Origin of the sequence: Haloterrigena alkaliphila (genome assembly GCF_017352155.2) — an archaeon.
GTDB lineage: Archaea > Halobacteriota > Halobacteria > Halobacteriales > Natrialbaceae > Haloterrigena > Haloterrigena alkaliphila.
The window spans coordinates 702,960-720,044 of sequence record NZ_CP071462.1 but is presented as its reverse complement, the minus strand read 5'-3'; the positions used below and the strand labels follow the sequence as shown (position 1 = coordinate 720,044).

Genomic DNA, 17,085 nt, shown 5'->3' with positions numbered 1-17,085 from the left:
TTTCGGTATACGCGACGGTACCGATCGTTCTCGTTGCGTTCGCGTACGCGATGTCCGACGGAGTCAGTACGGCGTTCGAACCGGAGCGACCGCGGGTAACGGCGAGACACGAGTTTGCCCTCTTGATAGCGCTCTTTCTGGTCCTCCAGGGCGTCTCCGTCCTCCTCCTCGCGAGGACGGCGGTCCGTCCCATCACGTATTATGCCGTCGCGGCCGCGATGGTGGCTGTCATCGTCATTCAGGTTTTGCGGCTGGATCTCACTCGATCGCGAGTCAGCGCTATCCTGCTCGAGATAGCGGCGCTGATGGCGAACCTGATCTGGTCCGTGACGTTGAACTACCACTACTACTTCGGCCGGACGGACGTGTTCGGTCACGAGAGTTCCATCCAGAGCCTTCTGGACGTCCATCACGTCACGGGTGCGTTCGGCGAATACGAAGCGTTCCCCCTCTGGCACGTCCTCATCGCGTCCGAGGCGATGCTGTTCGACGGTGGGGCGGATACGCTTTTCCTGGCGTTTCTCACGTCCGGTATCGCGTTCATGGTCTTGATCGCGACGGTCTACCTGCTCGCGAGACGCTTCGGGTTTACCAAGGATGTATCGTTGCTAGCGGCACTCCTCATGTGTCTCCAGCCGTTCGTGATCTTCAGCGGCATGTATGCGATTCCGCGAAGCATCGCGTCCGTCCTGTTCGTCGTATCGCTGCTCGCGCTGGTTCGAACCGGGTGGCGATACGCGGTTCTGTTTCTCGGCTTCGCCGTCGCCATCGCCGTCTATCACACGGTCACGATCCCGTTTATTATCGCTACGTTGAGCGTCTACTACGTGATCGAGCGATATCTGCCGTCGATGACGAACGACCAGGAATACGTCGTGAGACCGGCACATCTCTTCGCACTGGCCGGAATACAGCTCGGATACTGGCTGATCGCAGCACCGAATATACTCGCTCGAGTGGTGACGGTCCTCCAGGAGTCACTGATCGCCGGAATCGGAGGGGGAGGCCAGACGGAAACGGAAGCGGCGAGCGAATTCATCTCGATGCCGTTCCACGAACTGGCGAACTACGTGCCGTTCAGTTTCCTCCTGCTGTTCATCCTCTACGGCGTGATACGCGGACCCGCGGTTTCGAGGATATCGTTCCGCGGAAAGGTGGTCCTCTTGACCAGTCTCGCGTTGAGCGCCGTTTCGTTCCCCGGGCCGCTACTACTGGTCGGCGAGCAGTTGAACATTCTACGCTTCAGTCTCTACACTGCCCCGTTCATCGCGATCGGTGCGGCAGTCGGCGTCGTCGCTGCCCTCCGAACTGAGTTCCGATACGGGACGAGCGACCTCAAAGTCGGACTCGTCGTCGTTCTCCTTCTCACGTCGGGGTTCGTCGCCGTCTCGAACGACTTCGTCGCGTCCGATAATCCGCTGGTCGAGCGGGAGTTCTACACGCACTACTTCACTGAAGCCGAAGTGGAGAGTTTCGACGCCGTCGGCGAAGCGGCCGGGGACGACGTGATGTCCGACTACGTAACGTGTCGATATTACTCGTCGTCGCCGACCGGCGAGTGTAACATCATCCAGGCCGATCCGGAAACGGGAGACGTCCATTTCGAGGGACAGGATCTGCTGTTGGTGAGAGAAGGAGAACTTGCAGATCGCCCGTTACAGTTCTACGCCACCGACGAGTACGTCGAGGATCCGGCGTACTACGAGTCCCTCGAGTACGCCGATCAGGATTCGCCGGTATGGGACGGTCGTTCGTCGAGTGATAGGGTCTACGATTCAGAGGGCGTGAGCGTGTACGCCGATGACTAACAGTGGTTCGAACGCCGACGGGAGCGGCAACCGGAGGCCGCGAGCGCCGGTCACGGCGTATCTCTCTTTGCTGCGTACACTGCGCGCTACCACGCAGTATCACCCGTTAGCATTATATACCGGTGCATCACGAGTAATCGGCTAGTTTACCAATGACTCGCACGCAGTCCGATCTCAAAGAGCAAAAAGAGTACTTCAGTTCGGAGGAATTGCTCGAACACTACACATCGGACGCGACGGGCGGATTGAGCCCGGAGGAACGAGAAGCGATCACGCGGTATTTGCCGGCCGACGGAACCCGCATCCTCGATCTCGGTTGTGGAACCGGTCGAACGACGACGGCCCTCGAACGGATGGGGTTCGACGTAGTCGGTGTGGATTTCACGGAATCGTATATCGAACGCGCCCGATCACTGTTTCCGAAACCGCAATTTCTCGTCGGCGACGCCACGACGTTACCGTTCGACGACGAAGCCTTCGACGGCGTGGTGTTTCTGGGTCTGGGATTTAGCACCGTTTTGCCCGAAGAAACGCGTTACACGGTCCTCCGAGAGATTCGACGCGTGTTGCGCCCGGACAAACCAGTTATCTTCAACACGCACAATCGCTTGAGCACGTACGTCATTCGAGAGTTCAGCCTCGAGGGCGTTTACGAGTTTCTCGAGTTCTGGGCGCACAATATCTGGAAGAAGCGGCTCTTCTCGCGGTACAAATCGGACACGACGGTCGAAGACGGTCCGACGGACGTTTACTATATTCGCCCCGAATATCAGAAGCAGCAGTTGCGAAACTGCGGCTTCGAGAGCGTCGAAACGGTGCGACCGGACGGCGTTCTCCGGAGTCGATTCCATCATCCCCACTATATCGCGAGAAAACCGTGACGAGTTCGAATTCCGTCGTTTCGTCGCCGAGCGATCTCCTGGCTACTATTGCTATTTTAAATCACCATTTATTTCAATTTTCCAGTACTAGGCCAGATATAACTATGGTCGCTAACCCATAGCGTATTAAAGTGAGCTATCAGTGAATTCGGTCCTCATACCGACGGGGTATGATCCTGCGAGCTATTCGTGCGTCCGATCGCTCTCTCGACGCGGAATTCACACGATCGTGGCCTCGGAACACGAGAACGCGCTCGCGACTGCATCCACGTTCTGTGACGAGGTTATCAGTATCCCTTCTCCAGAATCGGATTTTTTACGCTACAAGGCAGCGCTTCTCCGGATCGCCGCTCGAGACGACGTTCGAACGATCGTGCCGGTCCGTGCACCCGATCCGTATCTGTTGAGTAAATATTTCGACGAGTTCAGCGACGAAGTCACGGTCGTCACGCCGGGGTTCGAAACCATCGAAAGCGTCCACGATCGAATTCGTCTGATTGAGGCCGCACAAAACGCCGGTGTGCCCGTTCCGGAAACGAACACCATCGACGAAGTCACCGACTGGGAGAGCGAGCAAATCATCAAATCACGGTATAATGTCCTCACGGAGGAGTACTGCGACTCCTACTCCGAACGCGATTTCGCGACAGCGAAACGTGTGAAACACCTCGATGCGGGTGAACGGCCGGATCCAGAGACGATCCGCGAGGAAATGCATCACGACCCTCTCGTTCAGGAGTACGTCTGCTCGTCGGACGAGTACGTCTTCGGTGCGCTGTACGATCACGGCGAACCGGTGACGACGTTCCAACATCGACAGATCCGCGGCGAGTCTTACACGGGCGGTGGCGGGGTCTACCGTCGGTCGATCGACATTCCCGAACTCGAGGCGGTCGGCCGCACGCTTTTGGATCACCTCGAGTGGCACGGACCCGCGTGTATCGAGTATATGCGGGACGCGGAAACCGACGAATTCAAACTCACCGAAATCAATCCCCGTCTCTGGCAATCACTTCCGTGTGCCGTCCGTGCGGGTGCCGATTTCCCCCTCGACTACTGGCGACTGGCGACGGGACGACCGGACTCGGTCGATCCCGAATACGAGACCGGTGTCGGAAGTCATCTGCTGTACGGCGAACTCGGCTATCTCTCGAGCGTCGTAAACGAAGAGTCCGCACTCGTGGATCGACCGTCTCTCTTCGGGGCCGGACTGGAAATTCTCGTATCGTGCTGTATGGATCCGCACTTCGATCTCCTCCGATACGACGATCCGCGTGTGTTCCTCTCCGGCTTGCGCTACGTTCTAACGGAGACCAGTAGGGCAGTCCACTCACGGTAGTGCGTCAAGTAGTCGATGGGGTGAAACGGTAGTCACGCTGATTACGATCGGAATCGGGCCAACGTTTCAGGGCGCTTTTCAGACACACCGTTATATCGTTGTCGTACCGCCGTTTTGATGTCCGAAAGATCGGTCCCTTGCAAGTGACGCTGAGCGGAATACGCTTTCTTTGCCAGACGCATCAGATTCGATTTGACTTCGTAGTGAGATCGGAGTTGAGCGTCGAATTTGCTCTTGTAATCGCTGATTCGTTCGACACCTGCATTTCCGAGGTCGTAGCGTTCGACCGACTTCAATTCCGGATCGTCGAGGATATCCTCGATAATCCGCCAATGGAGGAGACTGTTTACACTCACGTTCTGGTAGTTCGCTTTCGCTCCGCCCTGCCAGAATATCGCCTCGTCGTTCGAATACAGGATGGTTATGCCACTGAGATAGCTCCCGTCGGGAGCGCGTGCAACGTACACTCGAGATCGATCGTCGGGGGAGTCCACGAGGTCTTCAGAAAACGACGGCGGGGTGGGATAGGAGAGTCCCTGTTCGGCGTGACGCTCTTTCATATCGGCACACACCTGTCGAGCCGCATTCCCTCCCTCTACGGTGATGTCGATATCGAGTTCGTTACGCTTTCGGATCTCACTGCGGAGATCGCTCGTAAACGCGTTTAACACGTCTTCTACCCCTCGTTCTGCGAGATCGATGGCGTACGTAAACCGAGCATCGACGTACAGACCGTTCCAGCTATACGGACGAGGATCGGTGTATTCGGGAGTAGAAACCATTCCGAACGCCGTCAGCGGATCTGCGGCGTCGATTCGTTCGAGAACGGCTTCGGTGAACCGCTGATTAGCCTTTTCCCGTTTGCGCTGTTTCGGACTCGTTGGCATCAAAACCGGACCCAGCCGTGGAACGGCGAGTCCGGGTGGTGGAGACATGACGAACGTCAGTGGCCCTTCATCGCGGACGAAGAGGGGAAACAGACCGACGGGCTGTTCGCCGCGTTTACCGACGAACAACCGAACGTTGCCGTCAGCGTACCGATCGATCACCTCGAGTGCCTCCCCCGTGTGGAAGGGATCGAACCCCGTCTCGGGGAGATGATCGGTCCACTCGTCGGACGTGATTTCCGTTACGTCCATCGCTCCTCAGCGTCGGAGATGTTCGATGGGTGAACGTCTCTGTTGAAACCGTTTCGGCTCCTCCCCCCATCAAACGATACGGACAGAAACCGGCGGTAACACCGTCTGTATGGGGCGAAATTTTCCGATTGGAGAACGGAACGGGAATCGCCTTCAGGAGTTTCGATAGTCGGTACGTACGGTAGTGTTTTGAATCCCCAGCCCATGCTATCGTAGCACAGATATGTGGACTTCGTTATGATCGTGGTATCGAGGAAAGGGAGGGCCGACAGGAGCGAAAATGGGCCGATACTCTGTCCCTTTTGGTGGAATCTTCCTTTAATACTCTCTCTTCGGAACAGATTCGGAAAGATTCGTGCACCGTGATATAGCGCTTCCGGCACTGTCTAGTTGAGTCAATTTGAGAAGTGAGCAGGTCGTTGAGTGAATTGGTTAGATGCTCGCAGACCTGCTCAGCGAGAACTATGAGGCGGATTTAGAAGAATCTTGGGAGAACGAGCGGACGGCGACGCCCGTCAGGGCGTTCGCCGTCCGCCTCCATCAGACCGGTTGTTCGCTTCGGGAGACAACAACGATTCTCGCTGAATTAGGCGTTGAACGCTCTCATGGTGCGGTTTGGAACTGGGTTCATCGGCTGGCTGACAGCGGACGCGACCCGCCGACGGCATCGCCGTCGCGGGTCGCTGTCGACGAAACCGCTGTCAAGATCAACGGCGAATGGTCTTGGTTGTACGCTGCAATAGACATCGAGACAAAGTTGATTCTCGATGTTGCGTTATTTGGGCGGCATGGCACCGATCCGGCGGCTGCGTTTCTCCATCGACTCGCGGAGAAACACGATCTCTCGGATGTTGAGTTTCTCGTTGATCAATTCGGCTACCGGACTGCCCTTGCTCGATTAGGTTTGAGCGGTCAGGTCAACTATACCGACCGAAACCTCATCGAAAAGTGGTTTCACACCCTCAAAATGCGTATCGACCGCTTCCATAATTCGTGGGTGGGCAGTCGGTCGAGCGTCCGCGAGTGGCTTGAACAGTTTATGCATTACTACAACCATCAGAGACCGCATCAAGCTCTCGATGGAAAGACCCCGATTGAGGAGGTACAGAACTAGACAGTGCCGCGCTTCCGATACCCTCATCGAAAAACAATATCTGCTGCCTATATTATAGATTTCATTACTTTTTTCTAGATAAAAGATATACAGATACTCGAACAACATATTATAGCAGAAAGTTCATAACATATGGCGATCGACCGACGCTGAGAACCGATGACAGACAACCACGACTACGATGCGCCCGAAAAAGGTGCGACCGACTGGCATCTTCCTCTGAACAGCAATTTCGAACAGCTCGATACCGACGTCGAAATTCGCGATTCCGAGGGCGAACTGAACAGTTATCAGCCGAAAGCGGGGGCGAAGTTCTTCGCGACGGATACCGGAAACGTCTATCTGGGCGACGGATCCAAGTGGACCCGCGCGCCGACCGGAACCCGCCTGGACGGCGACGTCGTGAATCGGACGGAGCCGATCGATTCGCTCCCGGGGAACATCTACGTCACGAACGATTCGACGGCCGACCCGACCGAGAACGACGGTGACATCGTGTTCTACGTGAATAATGAGTAAGATACGATTCGACGGATCGCTCACCGATATCGAGCAAATCCGCGCTCGCTACGGTGGTGCACTCGAGAACGTCTCCGAAGTCCGCGTGCGATCGGGCGACGCGTTACGCGTCGTCTGGACGGACGACGAAACCAGCGACTATGCGCTTATCGACGACTTCGAGGACGGCGTCGCCGCGAACTGGACCGGTTCGAGCGGTCACGCGACCGCCACGGATACCGCGTTCCGCGGTAGCGCGTCCGCCTACCGGGAAGCGGGGTCTGCCCTTCGAGCGGGCGCGGACGATTTCCCCGGCGCGATTCGGCGGGGCGGCGAGTTCGTTAGCGGTGCCGTCTACTCCGGGACGGGCGCATCGTACGTGTCGCTCGAATTCGGCCGCGACGATCCGACCGTCTTCCAAAACTACGGCGTGTTCGTCGACTGGGACCAAAACCAGTTCCGTATTGCAGATCGGTCCGACGGATCGACGTGGCGGACGCTCACGTCGACGAACGTACCGTTGGAGGCCGACCGTTGGTACGACGTCGTCCTCTACTGGGGCGCCGACGACGGTCTCAAGGCCTGGCTCTACGACGACGGAGACGAACTCGGAACGATCGAAACGCTCGGAACCGGTCGCGACGGCGACTACTGGGCCGTCTGGATGCAGGAGACGGGTAGCCAGAACCTCCGACTGGACTTCGTCCGTCAATCCGAGACGCATCCGTACACGGGCCAGCATTACGAGGACGTCGTAGTCGAAGCGGACGAACCCGAACTCGGTGAGTTCGACATCACCGTCGATCCGGATCAGCTGAATTCGGTCGGAGACGAGTATCATGTATTCGGCTCCGGGCAACACAACTGGGATCTCTCGGCAGACGCCTCGAACAGCGGCGAACAGTCGGTTTGCGGGTACGTTCCCGCCGGGAGAAACTGGGGAGACAACTGCAACGTCCGGTTGCCGGATCGCGGCTACGGTCAACCCGACGAACTCTATCAGCGGGCGATGTTCTATCTCGATCCCTCGTGGCAGATGCGGGACGCCGAGAACTGCCGGATCTGGAACGCCGGGTTGAACACCGAGGCCGGAAGCGGCGGATCGGGCGGCGGCGATCCGTCCGGAGACAACGGCTGGTCGACGCGCCTGTACGCGCGCGGCGATAGTTCCCTTCCCAGCGGTCACTACGACATGCTGACGTACACCTATCACCTCGACATGCCGGGCTCGTACGGAGAATCCGAGTACTGGGGCGTCAGCGTCCCTCGCGGCCAATGGCACGAACTCGAGACGTACGTCAAACTGAACTCCGTGTCGAACGGACGGGCGAACTACGACGGAGTCGTTCGATGTTGGCTCAACGGCGAACTCACCTACGAGCGAACGAACTTCCGCTGGCGAACCACCGAAAGTATGGCCCACGAGTACGCCGGACCCGTCCTCCACTACGGCGGCGGCTACACCTCACCGAGCGAGCTGAACCTGTTCGTCGACGACCACCAGCTCAAGATCGGTAATCGACCGTAGATCGGCCGCCGATCTCCACCGCGGTTTCGAAACCGATCTCACTCGAATTCGATTTTCGACTCCAGAGACCGTGATTCGAACCACTCGGAGAGGATCGCGGACAGTACCGACAGGAGTCCGACCGTCGCGAATACGACCGCCGATCTCATCGCGGACGAGACCGACCGATCGTCCGACAGAATGCGGGTCTGTATCGCTCGTAACGCGCCGAACGCGATGGACGCGGCGCCAACGACGTACAGTACCGAAGTCGGGTAGAACCCTCGGTCGACCTGCTTCGTTTTCAGCCGCCACAGGAAATTCTCGAGCAGCATCAGCGACACCTTCCTGACGTACGTCGCGTATTCGATGTTGCTATCCTCGTCGCCGTACAGGGCCGGAATATCGACGTCGGCGATCGGCAGATCGCTGGCGTTCAGCCTGACGAGAACGCTGTTGCAGTAGCCGTAGTACTCGAACAGGTCGCCGACGTCGATCTCTCGAAGCGCCCGGTTGGAGATCGCCGTGTACCCGTTCTGCGGATCGGTCATTCGCCAGTACCCGCTCGCGACCTTCGTCAGTAGCGTCAACAGGACGTTACCGAACGCCCGAAACGGCGGCATTTCCTCCCTGTAGGAGGTGTTCATGAACCGCGATCCTTTCGTATACTCCGCCGGTCCATCGACGATCGGATCGAGAAATCGGTCCAGATACGTCGGATCCATCTGTCCGTCTCCGTCGATCGTCGCGACGACGTCGATGTCGTCGACGAGTGCGGCGAGATAGCCGGTCTTGATCGCACCACCGGCTCCGCGGTTCTCGGCGTGACGGATCGAAACGACGCGACCGATCTGCTCGACGGTCTCGACGCGGTTTTCGAACTGGGCGTCGAACCGCGTTTGGCCGGCCCCGCTTCGGGAGAGCGTTGCGGAGCCGTCGAGTCGGTACCGGGAACTACCTCCCCCGAAACCGTCCTCGGTGCTCCAGTTCGTCGCGTCCCGTTCGGCTGCGTCCGTAATCTCCGCCCGCGTGCCGTCCGTCGAACGATCGTCGATAGCGTAAATGCGATCGACGTACGTCGGGACGTCGCGAACGACGTCTCCCACGAGCCCTTCCTCGTTGTACGCCGGAATCACGACGCCGATCGTGTGTTCGTCGTACATCGTTTCAGACGCGGTAGGTCGGTGCTACGTACTCGTCTCGCGCGGTTTCGCTCGAGAAATTGCCGGTCAGGTCGACGAGAACCGGTGAATCGGCGTCCGACTCCCGGGACGGGGGCTGGAGATCGTGGAACTCGTCGTGTAACGTCGTCACGACCAGCGCGTCGTACGCCGAGAAGTCCGGGTCCTCGATGGCAGCGATATCGAACCGGTCTTCGATTACCTCGTTCGGAACGTTCGGGTCGAAGCCGAACAGTTCGGCGTTGTACTGTTCTAACTCGTCGAGCATTTGTTCCAGTGCCGGGTTCCGGACGTCGTTCGTGTTCGCTTTGTACGCGATACCCATAACGAGCACTCGCGGACGGGTGGACGCCGCGGAACGGTTACGGTCCGCCGTCGGTCGTTCGGGCCCCGTCGATTCGCTTCGATCGGTCCCGGCGATTTCCTTCATAACCCGTTCTGCGACGAACCGCGGGTATTCGTCGTTCACGTTCCGTGCGCGTCGCATGATCTCGGGGGCGAATCCGTTTCGTTCGAATCGGGAGATCATGAAGTACGGGTCGACGGGGATGCAGTGACCGCCGACCAGTCCCGGTTCGTACGGATGGAAGTTCCACTTGGTCTGTGCCGCTTCGAGTACGTCGCGGGGATCGAGTTCGATGTCGAGTTCGCCACATCCCATCGCGAACTCGTTTACGAGCGCGATATTGACGTCTCGTTGAACGTTTTCGAGACACTTCGCCGCTTCCGCCGTCGCCATCGTCGGCGCGAGGTGGATCTCTTCCTCGAGAACGCTCCTGTAAAGGGATGCGATATCGTCGCGGGTGGCTTCGTCCTGACCGCTGACGATCTTCGCAGTGTGTTTGAACCCGCTCACGTTCGGACTGATGCGTTCCGGAGAATAGCCGACCGAAAACTCCGATCCGGCGTCGAACCCTGACCCCCGTTCGATAGCGGGTATCAGGACCTCGCGAGTCGCACCGGGATACACCGTCGACTCGAGGACGACCGTCGTGCCCCTCTCGAGGTGTTCGCCAACGGTTTCTCCTGCGTCGGAAACGATACTCAGATCGGGTCGGTTCCAGGCATCGATCGGCGTCGAGACGGTGATGATCACGTAATCGACGCCCTGGATCACGCTCGGATCGGCGGTGAACGTGACGTCACTCCGTTCGACCTGCTCGGAATCTAACTCCTCGTTGGGATCTTGTCCCTGTTTCAATGTCTCGATCTTCTGTTCGTCGATGTCGTAGCCGATCACGTCGTGGCCCTCCGAATCGAATGCGATCGTTTGCGGAACGCCGACGACCCCCAGTCCCAAGATACAGACAGTACTCATGCTCTCCTCCTGTCCCTAGGCGCTGCCTCTGTTTGTTATGGAGGGTGGAAAAAATTCCATTCACAAATTATAGTACTAAAGTCAGCTGAACCGGATGGTCACCTCGTGTGAGAGAAATACTGCTAATCATTCCCACTGTTGGAGAACGTATCGAGGACGGTTCGAACGTCGATGAGACCGCTGCCGATCGTCAGCGCGGCCCACAAGACCGCTCCGCACGCTATGATTACACTGAGTGAGACGGCACCTGTAATATATCGAGATAGCCCGGCAACAATACCCGCCATGACTGCCGTAATCGCGCCGATGTGCCCGAGTTTTCCGAGTAGATACCGCTGGCGCAGAGCGATTTCCGATTCGACGAGATACAGGCAGAGGCCAGTATAAAAGAACTGCATCAGGACGGTTGCGAACGCCGCTCCGACAGCGCCGAGAAGCTGGAGGAACAGGACGGTAAACACGATATTACCGATCGATGTTGCGGCTTTCATCTTCGCCCGAGCAGTAGCCTTCCCGAGATAGTCGAGAATATCTTCGGTCATCTCCGTTACTGCGAGGAGACCGATGCCGACGGCAAACACCTGCAGTATCGGAACGGCGCCTCGGTAATCGGGTCCGAAAAGGGTGGTCACGATCGGGTCGGTGAGAATGATGAGTCCCGCAATAGCAGGAAGATAGAAGAGGAGGCCCGAGACCAACATGGTTTCGTATACTCGAGCGGCACCGCTCTCGTCGTCTGCAACCGTACTCTCGCTGTACTGGGGACCAACGGCGAAGCCGATCGACGACGCGGGTCCGGTACAGAATCTCACGACCTGTTTGCCGATGGTGTAGAAGCCGACCGTAGCGGGGTTCAGGAAGAAACCGACGATGACGATATCGATGTCCTGCTCGAGAACCCAGGCGCCGCGGGTCACGGTCAGCGGGACGCTGTACGAGATGATATCGCGAGGAAGACCGCTTTCCATCACGTCTGCGGAGGGGTATCGGCTGGTCCGCAAGAACAACAGCGTTAACCCGATGCCGGCGGACAAAGCGAATCCCATGATGTATCCGACGAGCGCGCCGAGCGTTCCGTAGCCGACGGCCACGAGAGCGACGACGAAGAGCAATCGACCGACGCCCTCGCTCGCGTACACCGTCGAGCTCTGCGCGATATTCTCGAACCCCTGTAACACTACTCGAGAGTAGTTATAGAGCGTCGCACAGACGATGTACAGGATTCCGACGAGGAGAAGCGGTTCCAGCGTCGGATCGTCCAAGAGATGGGCTATCGTTCCCGCGGAAACGAACAGCGCCGTCACGACGATACTGATCGTGATGAGATTATACTGGAACGATTTGCGAACGATATGAGGGATCTGTGACGGATCAGTGTCGAGGTAGTTCGAGACGTACGTGGCCGTCGACTTCGCGAGTCCGACGCTGCTGAACAAGCGTCCGATCGAGAGGACCGAGATGACGAGGAACAATCGACCGTATTCGTCGGGAGCTAGCTGTCTCGTCAGAAAGACGATGACGATGCCGGTCGTCAGATAATAGAAGAACTTGGCGGAAAGTTCGGCCTTGAATCCGCGGAGGATGGTAGAGACATCGATCATACCTAGTTCGGGCTGTGAGTGTCGATTACGCAGTCATCTGATTTCGTCTCGGTACTGAATCTCGAGCGGGTCAGCGACGCACCGTCACTCGACCGGCGTCTCGCGGCGAGTCTGACGAGGCGAACGGTCTCACGACTCCGTTTCCGTGAGCGTCGTTCCGTCGGGTCGGTACCACGATTCATCGGCTCCGCTCCAGACGACCATCTGTGGAAACCCCTCGCCGGTGTGTAACGCGACGTCCCCTGCGTATCGCCCCGCAACGCCGTTCGACTCGAGATCTTGCGGCGAGATCGTCCCGCTCTGCCTGAGCCTGTAACCGTTGTTGAAATCGATAAACGCGGTCGGATCCCGGTTCTCGAGCGTGTCCGCGTGGGTCGCGGGACAGAAATCGATATCGGTTACGTTCGAGTCGGACCCCGTCGACCCGCCGCGGACGCCGACGAACGCGCTGTCGTACAGTTTGTACGTGCACGAACGAAGATACCCGTTGCTCGCGTTTCGCAACTCGATTGCTCTCGCAGCTTTCTCCCGCTCCGATCCCGGGTCCAGTCCCTCGTACGAACCGTTGAAACGGCACGCGTCTATCGCGAGCCCGGTAACTCCGGAACCGATGTTCGGCGTCTCTCCGTCCGCTTCGCCGAAGTACACGTCGACGGCGTCTTCGGGAATGTCGAGCCCGTTCGACTCGATATACGCGTTCCCGAGATAGAAGGCTTCGGCGTCTCTCACGTCGAGTCCGTGTCCGCGGTTTTCCTGTATCACGCCGCCGATCCAACTATTACAGGCGTGGTGGATCCGCACTCCGGCTTGCGAATCGTCGTTTTGACCGCAACGCATCGCGAGGCAATCGATGAACGTCGTCGCGTTCGCGTAGGCGTCCTGTTCGAGTCGAAACCCGTTTCCGCCACACTCCCAGGCTTCGACGCGATCGAACGAGACGCCGAAGGTTCCGAAGTCCGAAGGGGCGAGCCGAACGCCGTGGTTGCCGCACTGAAACAGGGTCAGATTCTCCAGGCGACTGTACGGACACTGGTAGAGCGTGATACCGGTATTTCCGCCCTCGATCGAAAAGTTCCGGAGGATGATTTCTCGTTGATATTCGAAGCCCGGACCGACGATTTCGAGGACGTTCTCGTCCGTTTCACTCGCGTCGATCGTCGCCCCTCCCGTCCCCTCGAGAATGATCGATATCCCGTAGCCATTTGGATCGCGCGTATCCATCTGAATCGGGAACGTTTCGTCCGCAGCCTCGTAAGACGGCGTGAATCTAATAATGCCGCCGCCCTCCTGAAGGTCGTTGTACGCCGACTGGATCGTCTGGTACTCTTGATCGGGACCGACCGTGAGCAAGTCGCGTTCTCCGACCTGGGTAGTCACGTTCGGTTGGGGAGAGTTGCCTGGAAGCTGACACCCGGAAAGGGCCATCATCGCCGCCATCCCACCCGCTCTCAGTAATGATCGGCGTCTGGTGGCGAACGGTGACCTCTCGCCGCCAGCGCGCTGCCGTTCCATGGGTCGCAGTTCGTTACTTCCGTCGTTAGTATTGGCACCTTTCAATGGGGATTTCAGACCAACGTGACTTTTACTCGCGAACTCACCGTTGGCGACCGTCGATCTCGAGCGAGGTCGATCGAACTGACAACGGTCGCTAAGAGACTAACTCAGAATTATAAACGTACCGTTCTCCCGAAGACGCCTTATAATGTGAATTACTCCCGGATGTAACCATCTGACGAAAGTATCGGTAAAATATCGTCTTACTGGTACTAGAGCGGGAAACTGCTGTAGAAATGACGGCTGAATCGCGGAAACTGTAATAACCGTCTATACGTACGGGCGTTTTGGACGGTCTATGAACGTCCTTGCAATCGGTGCACATCCTGACGATATCGAGATCGGAGCAGGAGGAGCCATCGCACTTCATCGTATGCGCGGGGACGCAGTGACGTTCCTTCTGTTGACGAGCGGCAGTGAAATCGCTGATTCGGAACGACGGAAGCAAGAGGCGACCGCGGCGGCGGACGTTCTCGGCGTAGAAGACGTCAGATTTCTCGGGTTCCAGGATACACAGGTTCCGTACGGATCGGAAGCTGTCAAGCGGATCGAAAGTCACGTGCAAGAAACCGAACCGGATCGAATTTATATCCACACGGAAGAAGATACGCATCAGGACCATCGGAAGTCCTCGCTGGGAGCGATCGCTGCGACACGAAATTCGAACGAAGTCCTCGCCTACGAATCCCCGTCCACGAGATCCTCGTTCGCCCCGCAATACTTCGTACCGTTCACGGAGTCCGTTCTGGAAAAGAAAATAGAGGCGATCGAGACCCACGAGAGTCAGTCGACGAAGCAGTATCTGGAAGCGGACGCGATGCGGGGACTGGCTCGATTCCGCGGCCAGCAGGCCAGTTCGAAGTACGCCGAATCCTTTCAAGTGATCCGGATCGTCGATAAACTCGATGAATCCGTCGAACTCCCCCAATTTCAGGAGTCAAGAGTCGAGCGTCACTAGCTCCTGCTACCGCGGCCGACATTCACAGGGTTACGGTCGGCCACTCGAATCAGACGGGTAGTGTCGCGTGAGACTCCGTCTCAATAATGACTCGTGGATTCTCGACACAGCATATTAACCTCCGAAAGCGTCTCTACCCTTCTTGTACCGAATTGTTCCCCGTGTAGGTATGCCTGAATCAGTCGCTATCTATCAACCGCGATACTACCCTCGCCTTCACTATCTGGCCCGAGCGAGTCAATCGGACGTCTTCGTCCTCTTAGACGACGTCGAGTTCTCCCGCCGATCTCGCCAGCATCGCGCAGAACTCTCTCTCGGATCTCAACAGTGGCTGACCATCCCCGTCAAACACGAGAACGACGACGTTCTACTCACCGAAGCCGAAATAGACACCTCGAGCCGATTCGCGGAGAAACATTACGGGACGCTCCAGCACAAGTACGGGTCGGACGCCGAGATACTGAAACCGTTCTACGAAGGCGTCGACGATCGGCAGGTGCTCCGACTCGTCGAGATCACCGTCCCGACGCTACTCGAGATGTTCGATCGATTCGACGTCGACACCGAGGTCGTCCGTTCGAGCGAACTCGACGTGGACCGCCCGAGAGATGCGTCCGAATACCTCGCTCGGTTAGTCGATGCGGTGGGTGGATCGACCTATATTTCCGGCGAAACGGGGTACGAGAACTATCTCGAGGAAGAACCGTTCGAACGACGCGACCTCGATGTAGCGGTCCAGCAATGGACCCCGGAGTGGGAAGACGGGAACGTGTGCTGTCTGGAGGTCTTGTTCGAGAGTTCGTCACCGAGGGAGCACGTGGAAGCGAATCCGAATCCAAGTATACGACACGGATGAGGACGGCAGGATCCGACGATCAGTCACGCAGCGACGCACGGCGCCCGATTCCCGTAGATCTGGCCGGCGTAGTCGTACTGACGATCGCCGTCAACGTGGCTGTGTTCGCACCGATTCTCCGAGAGACGCCGCTTCGAATTCCGCTCGGATTGGTCCTTCTCCTGTTTTTGCCGGGATACGCGGCGATCGCAGCGGTGTTTCCCGAGCGGGTGGACACGACCGACGAATCGACGAGCGATACCCTCTCGGTCGTGACGCTGCCCGCGTCGATCACCCCGCTCGAACGCATCGTTTTTTCCTTCGGGGCCAGTATCGCGCTCGTTCCACTGATCGGGCTACTGCTGGATGCGACACCGTGGGGGATCCGTCTCGTTCCGATGCTACTCGCCGTAAGCGTTAGTACGTTGGCTGTGACAGGGTTGGCGATCGGTAGACGATGGAGCGTTCCCGAAGCGAATCGGTTTCGAATTCCGTACGGATCGTGGATGGCGGCGATGCGTGCCGAGCTCCGTGCGTTCGATCGAGCGAGAGACGGGCTCGTTCTCTTCGTTCTCGTCGGTGCGGTCATTTTCGCTTCCGGAAGTGTCGCCTATGCCGTCGCTGGCCCCTCACAGTCCGGGCAGTATTCGTCAGTAACTCTCGCTACGGAGACCGGCGACGGGGAACTCGTTACCGAGGAATACCCGACCGATCTGGAGCGGGGTGAGAGCGGTGAGGTCGTTCTTTCTATCGATAACGACGAACAGGAGACGGTTACGTACACCGTCGTTGCAGTGGAACAACGGGTAACGTCTAACGGCGACGAGATCACCGTTCAGGAACAACGCGAACTCGAACGCTTCGAAGAACGAGTCGAACACGGGCAAACGTGGACGCGCACCCACGAATTCGAACCCACGATGGCGGGACAAGATACTCGAATCGTCTGGTTAGTCTACTTGGATGGTTCCATTCCGAACGAACCGTCGACAGCGAATGCGGCCTATCACGTACAACTTACGGTCGATGTTACCGAGTGACGTGATCGATTAGCTTCGAGGGGGTCAGCCATTACCGCTTGAAAATTCTTCACATATAGGTGTCACTTATCGTGTCGATAGCTGCCGCAATAGCGACGCTCGAATGCTAAATCCCTGATTCGTTGGAGGTGTTGATGAACGGATTCTCGCACCTCGAGCGCCGCGGCTACGATTCCGCCGGTATCGCGATCGCGAATTCGCCGGTGACCGTGTACGAGCGGGAGGGGAGAACTGTCCGACCGACACCGTACCGCGAAACGACTTGCTCGGCTTTCGCACTGATTCGATGATCAGTTTCCGGCCGAACCGATA

Annotated in this window: 14 protein-coding genes; 9 read left to right on the top strand and 5 right to left on the bottom strand. The window is 57.8% G+C overall.

Annotated features, from left to right (window positions below; genetic code table 11):
- The first annotated feature begins 50 nt into the window (after window positions 1–50).
- From J0X25_RS22310 to J0X25_RS22300, 3 genes are all read left to right on the top strand, one after another.
- Window positions 51–1,808 (top strand): hypothetical protein, encoded by a 1,758-nt coding sequence (locus tag J0X25_RS22310; protein ID WP_207289714.1) that lies wholly within the window; start codon window positions 51–53, stop codon window positions 1,806–1,808.
- Between the two features lie 152 nt (window positions 1,809–1,960).
- Complete coding sequence (locus tag J0X25_RS22305; protein ID WP_207289712.1) at window positions 1,961–2,689, top strand: class I SAM-dependent methyltransferase; 729 nt, start codon at window positions 1,961–1,963, stop codon at window positions 2,687–2,689.
- A gap of 403 nt (window positions 2,690–3,092) precedes the next feature.
- Window positions 3,093–4,028: a carboxylate--amine ligase gene (locus J0X25_RS22300; protein ID WP_225896717.1), complete on the top strand. Its 936-nt coding sequence runs from the start codon at window positions 3,093–3,095 to the stop codon at window positions 4,026–4,028.
- Between the two features lie 41 nt (window positions 4,029–4,069).
- On the opposite strand, the gene J0X25_RS22295 is transcribed toward J0X25_RS22300, so the two are convergent.
- A complete protein-coding gene (locus J0X25_RS22295; protein WP_207289710.1) occupies window positions 4,070–5,167 on the bottom strand; it encodes a GNAT family N-acetyltransferase in 1,098 nt (365 codons plus the stop codon).
- A gap of 436 nt (window positions 5,168–5,603) precedes the next feature.
- Between J0X25_RS22295 and J0X25_RS22290 the strand changes: the two genes are divergently transcribed.
- The 3 genes from J0X25_RS22290 to J0X25_RS22280 all read left to right on the top strand — a co-directional run bounded on the left by J0X25_RS22290 (window position 5,604) and on the right by J0X25_RS22280 (window position 8,307).
- Window positions 5,604–6,281: an IS6 family transposase gene (locus tag J0X25_RS22290; RefSeq protein ID WP_207289708.1), complete on the top strand. Its 678-nt coding sequence runs from the start codon at window positions 5,604–5,606 to the stop codon at window positions 6,279–6,281.
- Window positions 6,282–6,440: 159 nt separating this feature from the next.
- A complete protein-coding gene (locus J0X25_RS22285) occupies window positions 6,441–6,800 on the top strand; it encodes a hypothetical protein (RefSeq protein ID WP_207289706.1) in 360 nt (119 codons plus the stop codon).
- The gene (locus J0X25_RS22280; RefSeq protein WP_207289704.1) at window positions 6,793–8,307 is read left to right on the top strand and encodes a hypothetical protein; all 1,515 of its coding nucleotides are present in this window, start codon (window positions 6,793–6,795) and stop codon (window positions 8,305–8,307) included. The genes J0X25_RS22285 and J0X25_RS22280 overlap by 8 nt, the downstream gene beginning before the upstream one ends.
- Before the next feature lie 38 nt (window positions 8,308–8,345).
- Here the strand turns inward: J0X25_RS22280 and J0X25_RS22275 are convergent, their stop codons facing one another.
- The 4 genes from J0X25_RS22275 to J0X25_RS22260 form a co-directional block, all read right to left on the bottom strand.
- The gene (locus tag J0X25_RS22275) at window positions 8,346–9,449 is read right to left on the bottom strand and encodes a glycosyltransferase family 2 protein (protein WP_207289702.1); all 1,104 of its coding nucleotides are present in this window, start codon (window positions 9,447–9,449) and stop codon (window positions 8,346–8,348) included.
- Window positions 9,450–9,453: 4 nt separating this feature from the next.
- Window positions 9,454–10,785: a nucleotide sugar dehydrogenase gene (locus J0X25_RS22270; RefSeq protein ID WP_207289699.1), complete on the bottom strand. Its 1,332-nt coding sequence runs from the start codon at window positions 10,783–10,785 to the stop codon at window positions 9,454–9,456.
- Between the two features lie 122 nt (window positions 10,786–10,907).
- A complete protein-coding gene (locus J0X25_RS22265; RefSeq protein ID WP_207289691.1) occupies window positions 10,908–12,386 on the bottom strand; it encodes a flippase in 1,479 nt (492 codons plus the stop codon).
- 129 nt (window positions 12,387–12,515) lie between these two features.
- Window positions 12,516–13,763, bottom strand: a complete 1,248-nt coding sequence (locus J0X25_RS22260) for a right-handed parallel beta-helix repeat-containing protein (protein WP_207289688.1) — start codon at window positions 13,761–13,763, stop codon at window positions 12,516–12,518.
- Window positions 13,764–14,238: 475 nt separating this feature from the next.
- On the opposite strand from J0X25_RS22260, the gene J0X25_RS22255 reads away from it, so the two are divergent.
- The 3 genes from J0X25_RS22255 to J0X25_RS22245 all read left to right on the top strand — a co-directional run bounded on the left by J0X25_RS22255 (window position 14,239) and on the right by J0X25_RS22245 (window position 16,773).
- Window positions 14,239–14,898 carry a PIG-L deacetylase family protein gene (locus J0X25_RS22255; RefSeq protein WP_207289686.1) on the top strand — a complete coding sequence of 220 codons (660 nt, stop codon included), beginning with the start codon at window positions 14,239–14,241 and terminating at the stop codon, window positions 14,896–14,898.
- Window positions 14,899–15,067: 169 nt separating this feature from the next.
- Window positions 15,068–15,754, top strand: a complete 687-nt coding sequence (locus J0X25_RS22250; RefSeq protein WP_207289684.1) for a WbqC family protein — start codon at window positions 15,068–15,070, stop codon at window positions 15,752–15,754.
- The gene (locus J0X25_RS22245; RefSeq protein WP_207289682.1) at window positions 15,751–16,773 is read left to right on the top strand and encodes a DUF1616 domain-containing protein; all 1,023 of its coding nucleotides are present in this window, start codon (window positions 15,751–15,753) and stop codon (window positions 16,771–16,773) included. Before J0X25_RS22250 ends, J0X25_RS22245 begins: the two co-directional genes overlap by 4 nt.
- Window positions 16,774–17,085 lie beyond the last annotated feature (312 nt).

Excerpts from the sequence above, each read along its gene's own strand:
- J0X25_RS22305 (WP_207289712.1), top strand. The coding sequence starts at position 1,961 with ATGACTCGCACGCAGTCCGATCTCAAAGAGCAAAAAGAGTACTTCAGT.
- J0X25_RS22310 (WP_207289714.1), top strand. The coding sequence starts at position 51 with ATGTCCGACGGAGTCAGTACGGCGTTCGAACCGGAGCGACCGCGGGTA.
- J0X25_RS22295 (WP_207289710.1), bottom strand. The coding sequence starts at position 5,167 with ATGGACGTAACGGAAATCACGTCCGACGAGTGGACCGATCATCTCCCC.
- J0X25_RS22255 (WP_207289686.1), top strand. The coding sequence starts at position 14,239 with ATGAACGTCCTTGCAATCGGTGCACATCCTGACGATATCGAGATCGGA.
- J0X25_RS22290 (WP_207289708.1), top strand. The coding sequence starts at position 5,604 with ATGCTCGCAGACCTGCTCAGCGAGAACTATGAGGCGGATTTAGAAGAA.
- J0X25_RS22245 (WP_207289682.1), top strand. The coding sequence starts at position 15,751 with ATGAGGACGGCAGGATCCGACGATCAGTCACGCAGCGACGCACGGCGC.
- J0X25_RS22270 (WP_207289699.1), bottom strand. The coding sequence starts at position 10,785 with ATGAGTACTGTCTGTATCTTGGGACTGGGGGTCGTCGGCGTTCCGCAA.
- J0X25_RS22275 (WP_207289702.1), bottom strand. The coding sequence starts at position 9,449 with ATGTACGACGAACACACGATCGGCGTCGTGATTCCGGCGTACAACGAG.
- J0X25_RS22280 (WP_207289704.1), top strand. The coding sequence starts at position 6,793 with ATGAGTAAGATACGATTCGACGGATCGCTCACCGATATCGAGCAAATC.
- J0X25_RS22265 (WP_207289691.1), bottom strand. The coding sequence starts at position 12,386 with ATGATCGATGTCTCTACCATCCTCCGCGGATTCAAGGCCGAACTTTCC.
- J0X25_RS22250 (WP_207289684.1), top strand. The coding sequence starts at position 15,068 with ATGCCTGAATCAGTCGCTATCTATCAACCGCGATACTACCCTCGCCTT.
- J0X25_RS22285 (WP_207289706.1), top strand. The coding sequence starts at position 6,441 with ATGACAGACAACCACGACTACGATGCGCCCGAAAAAGGTGCGACCGAC.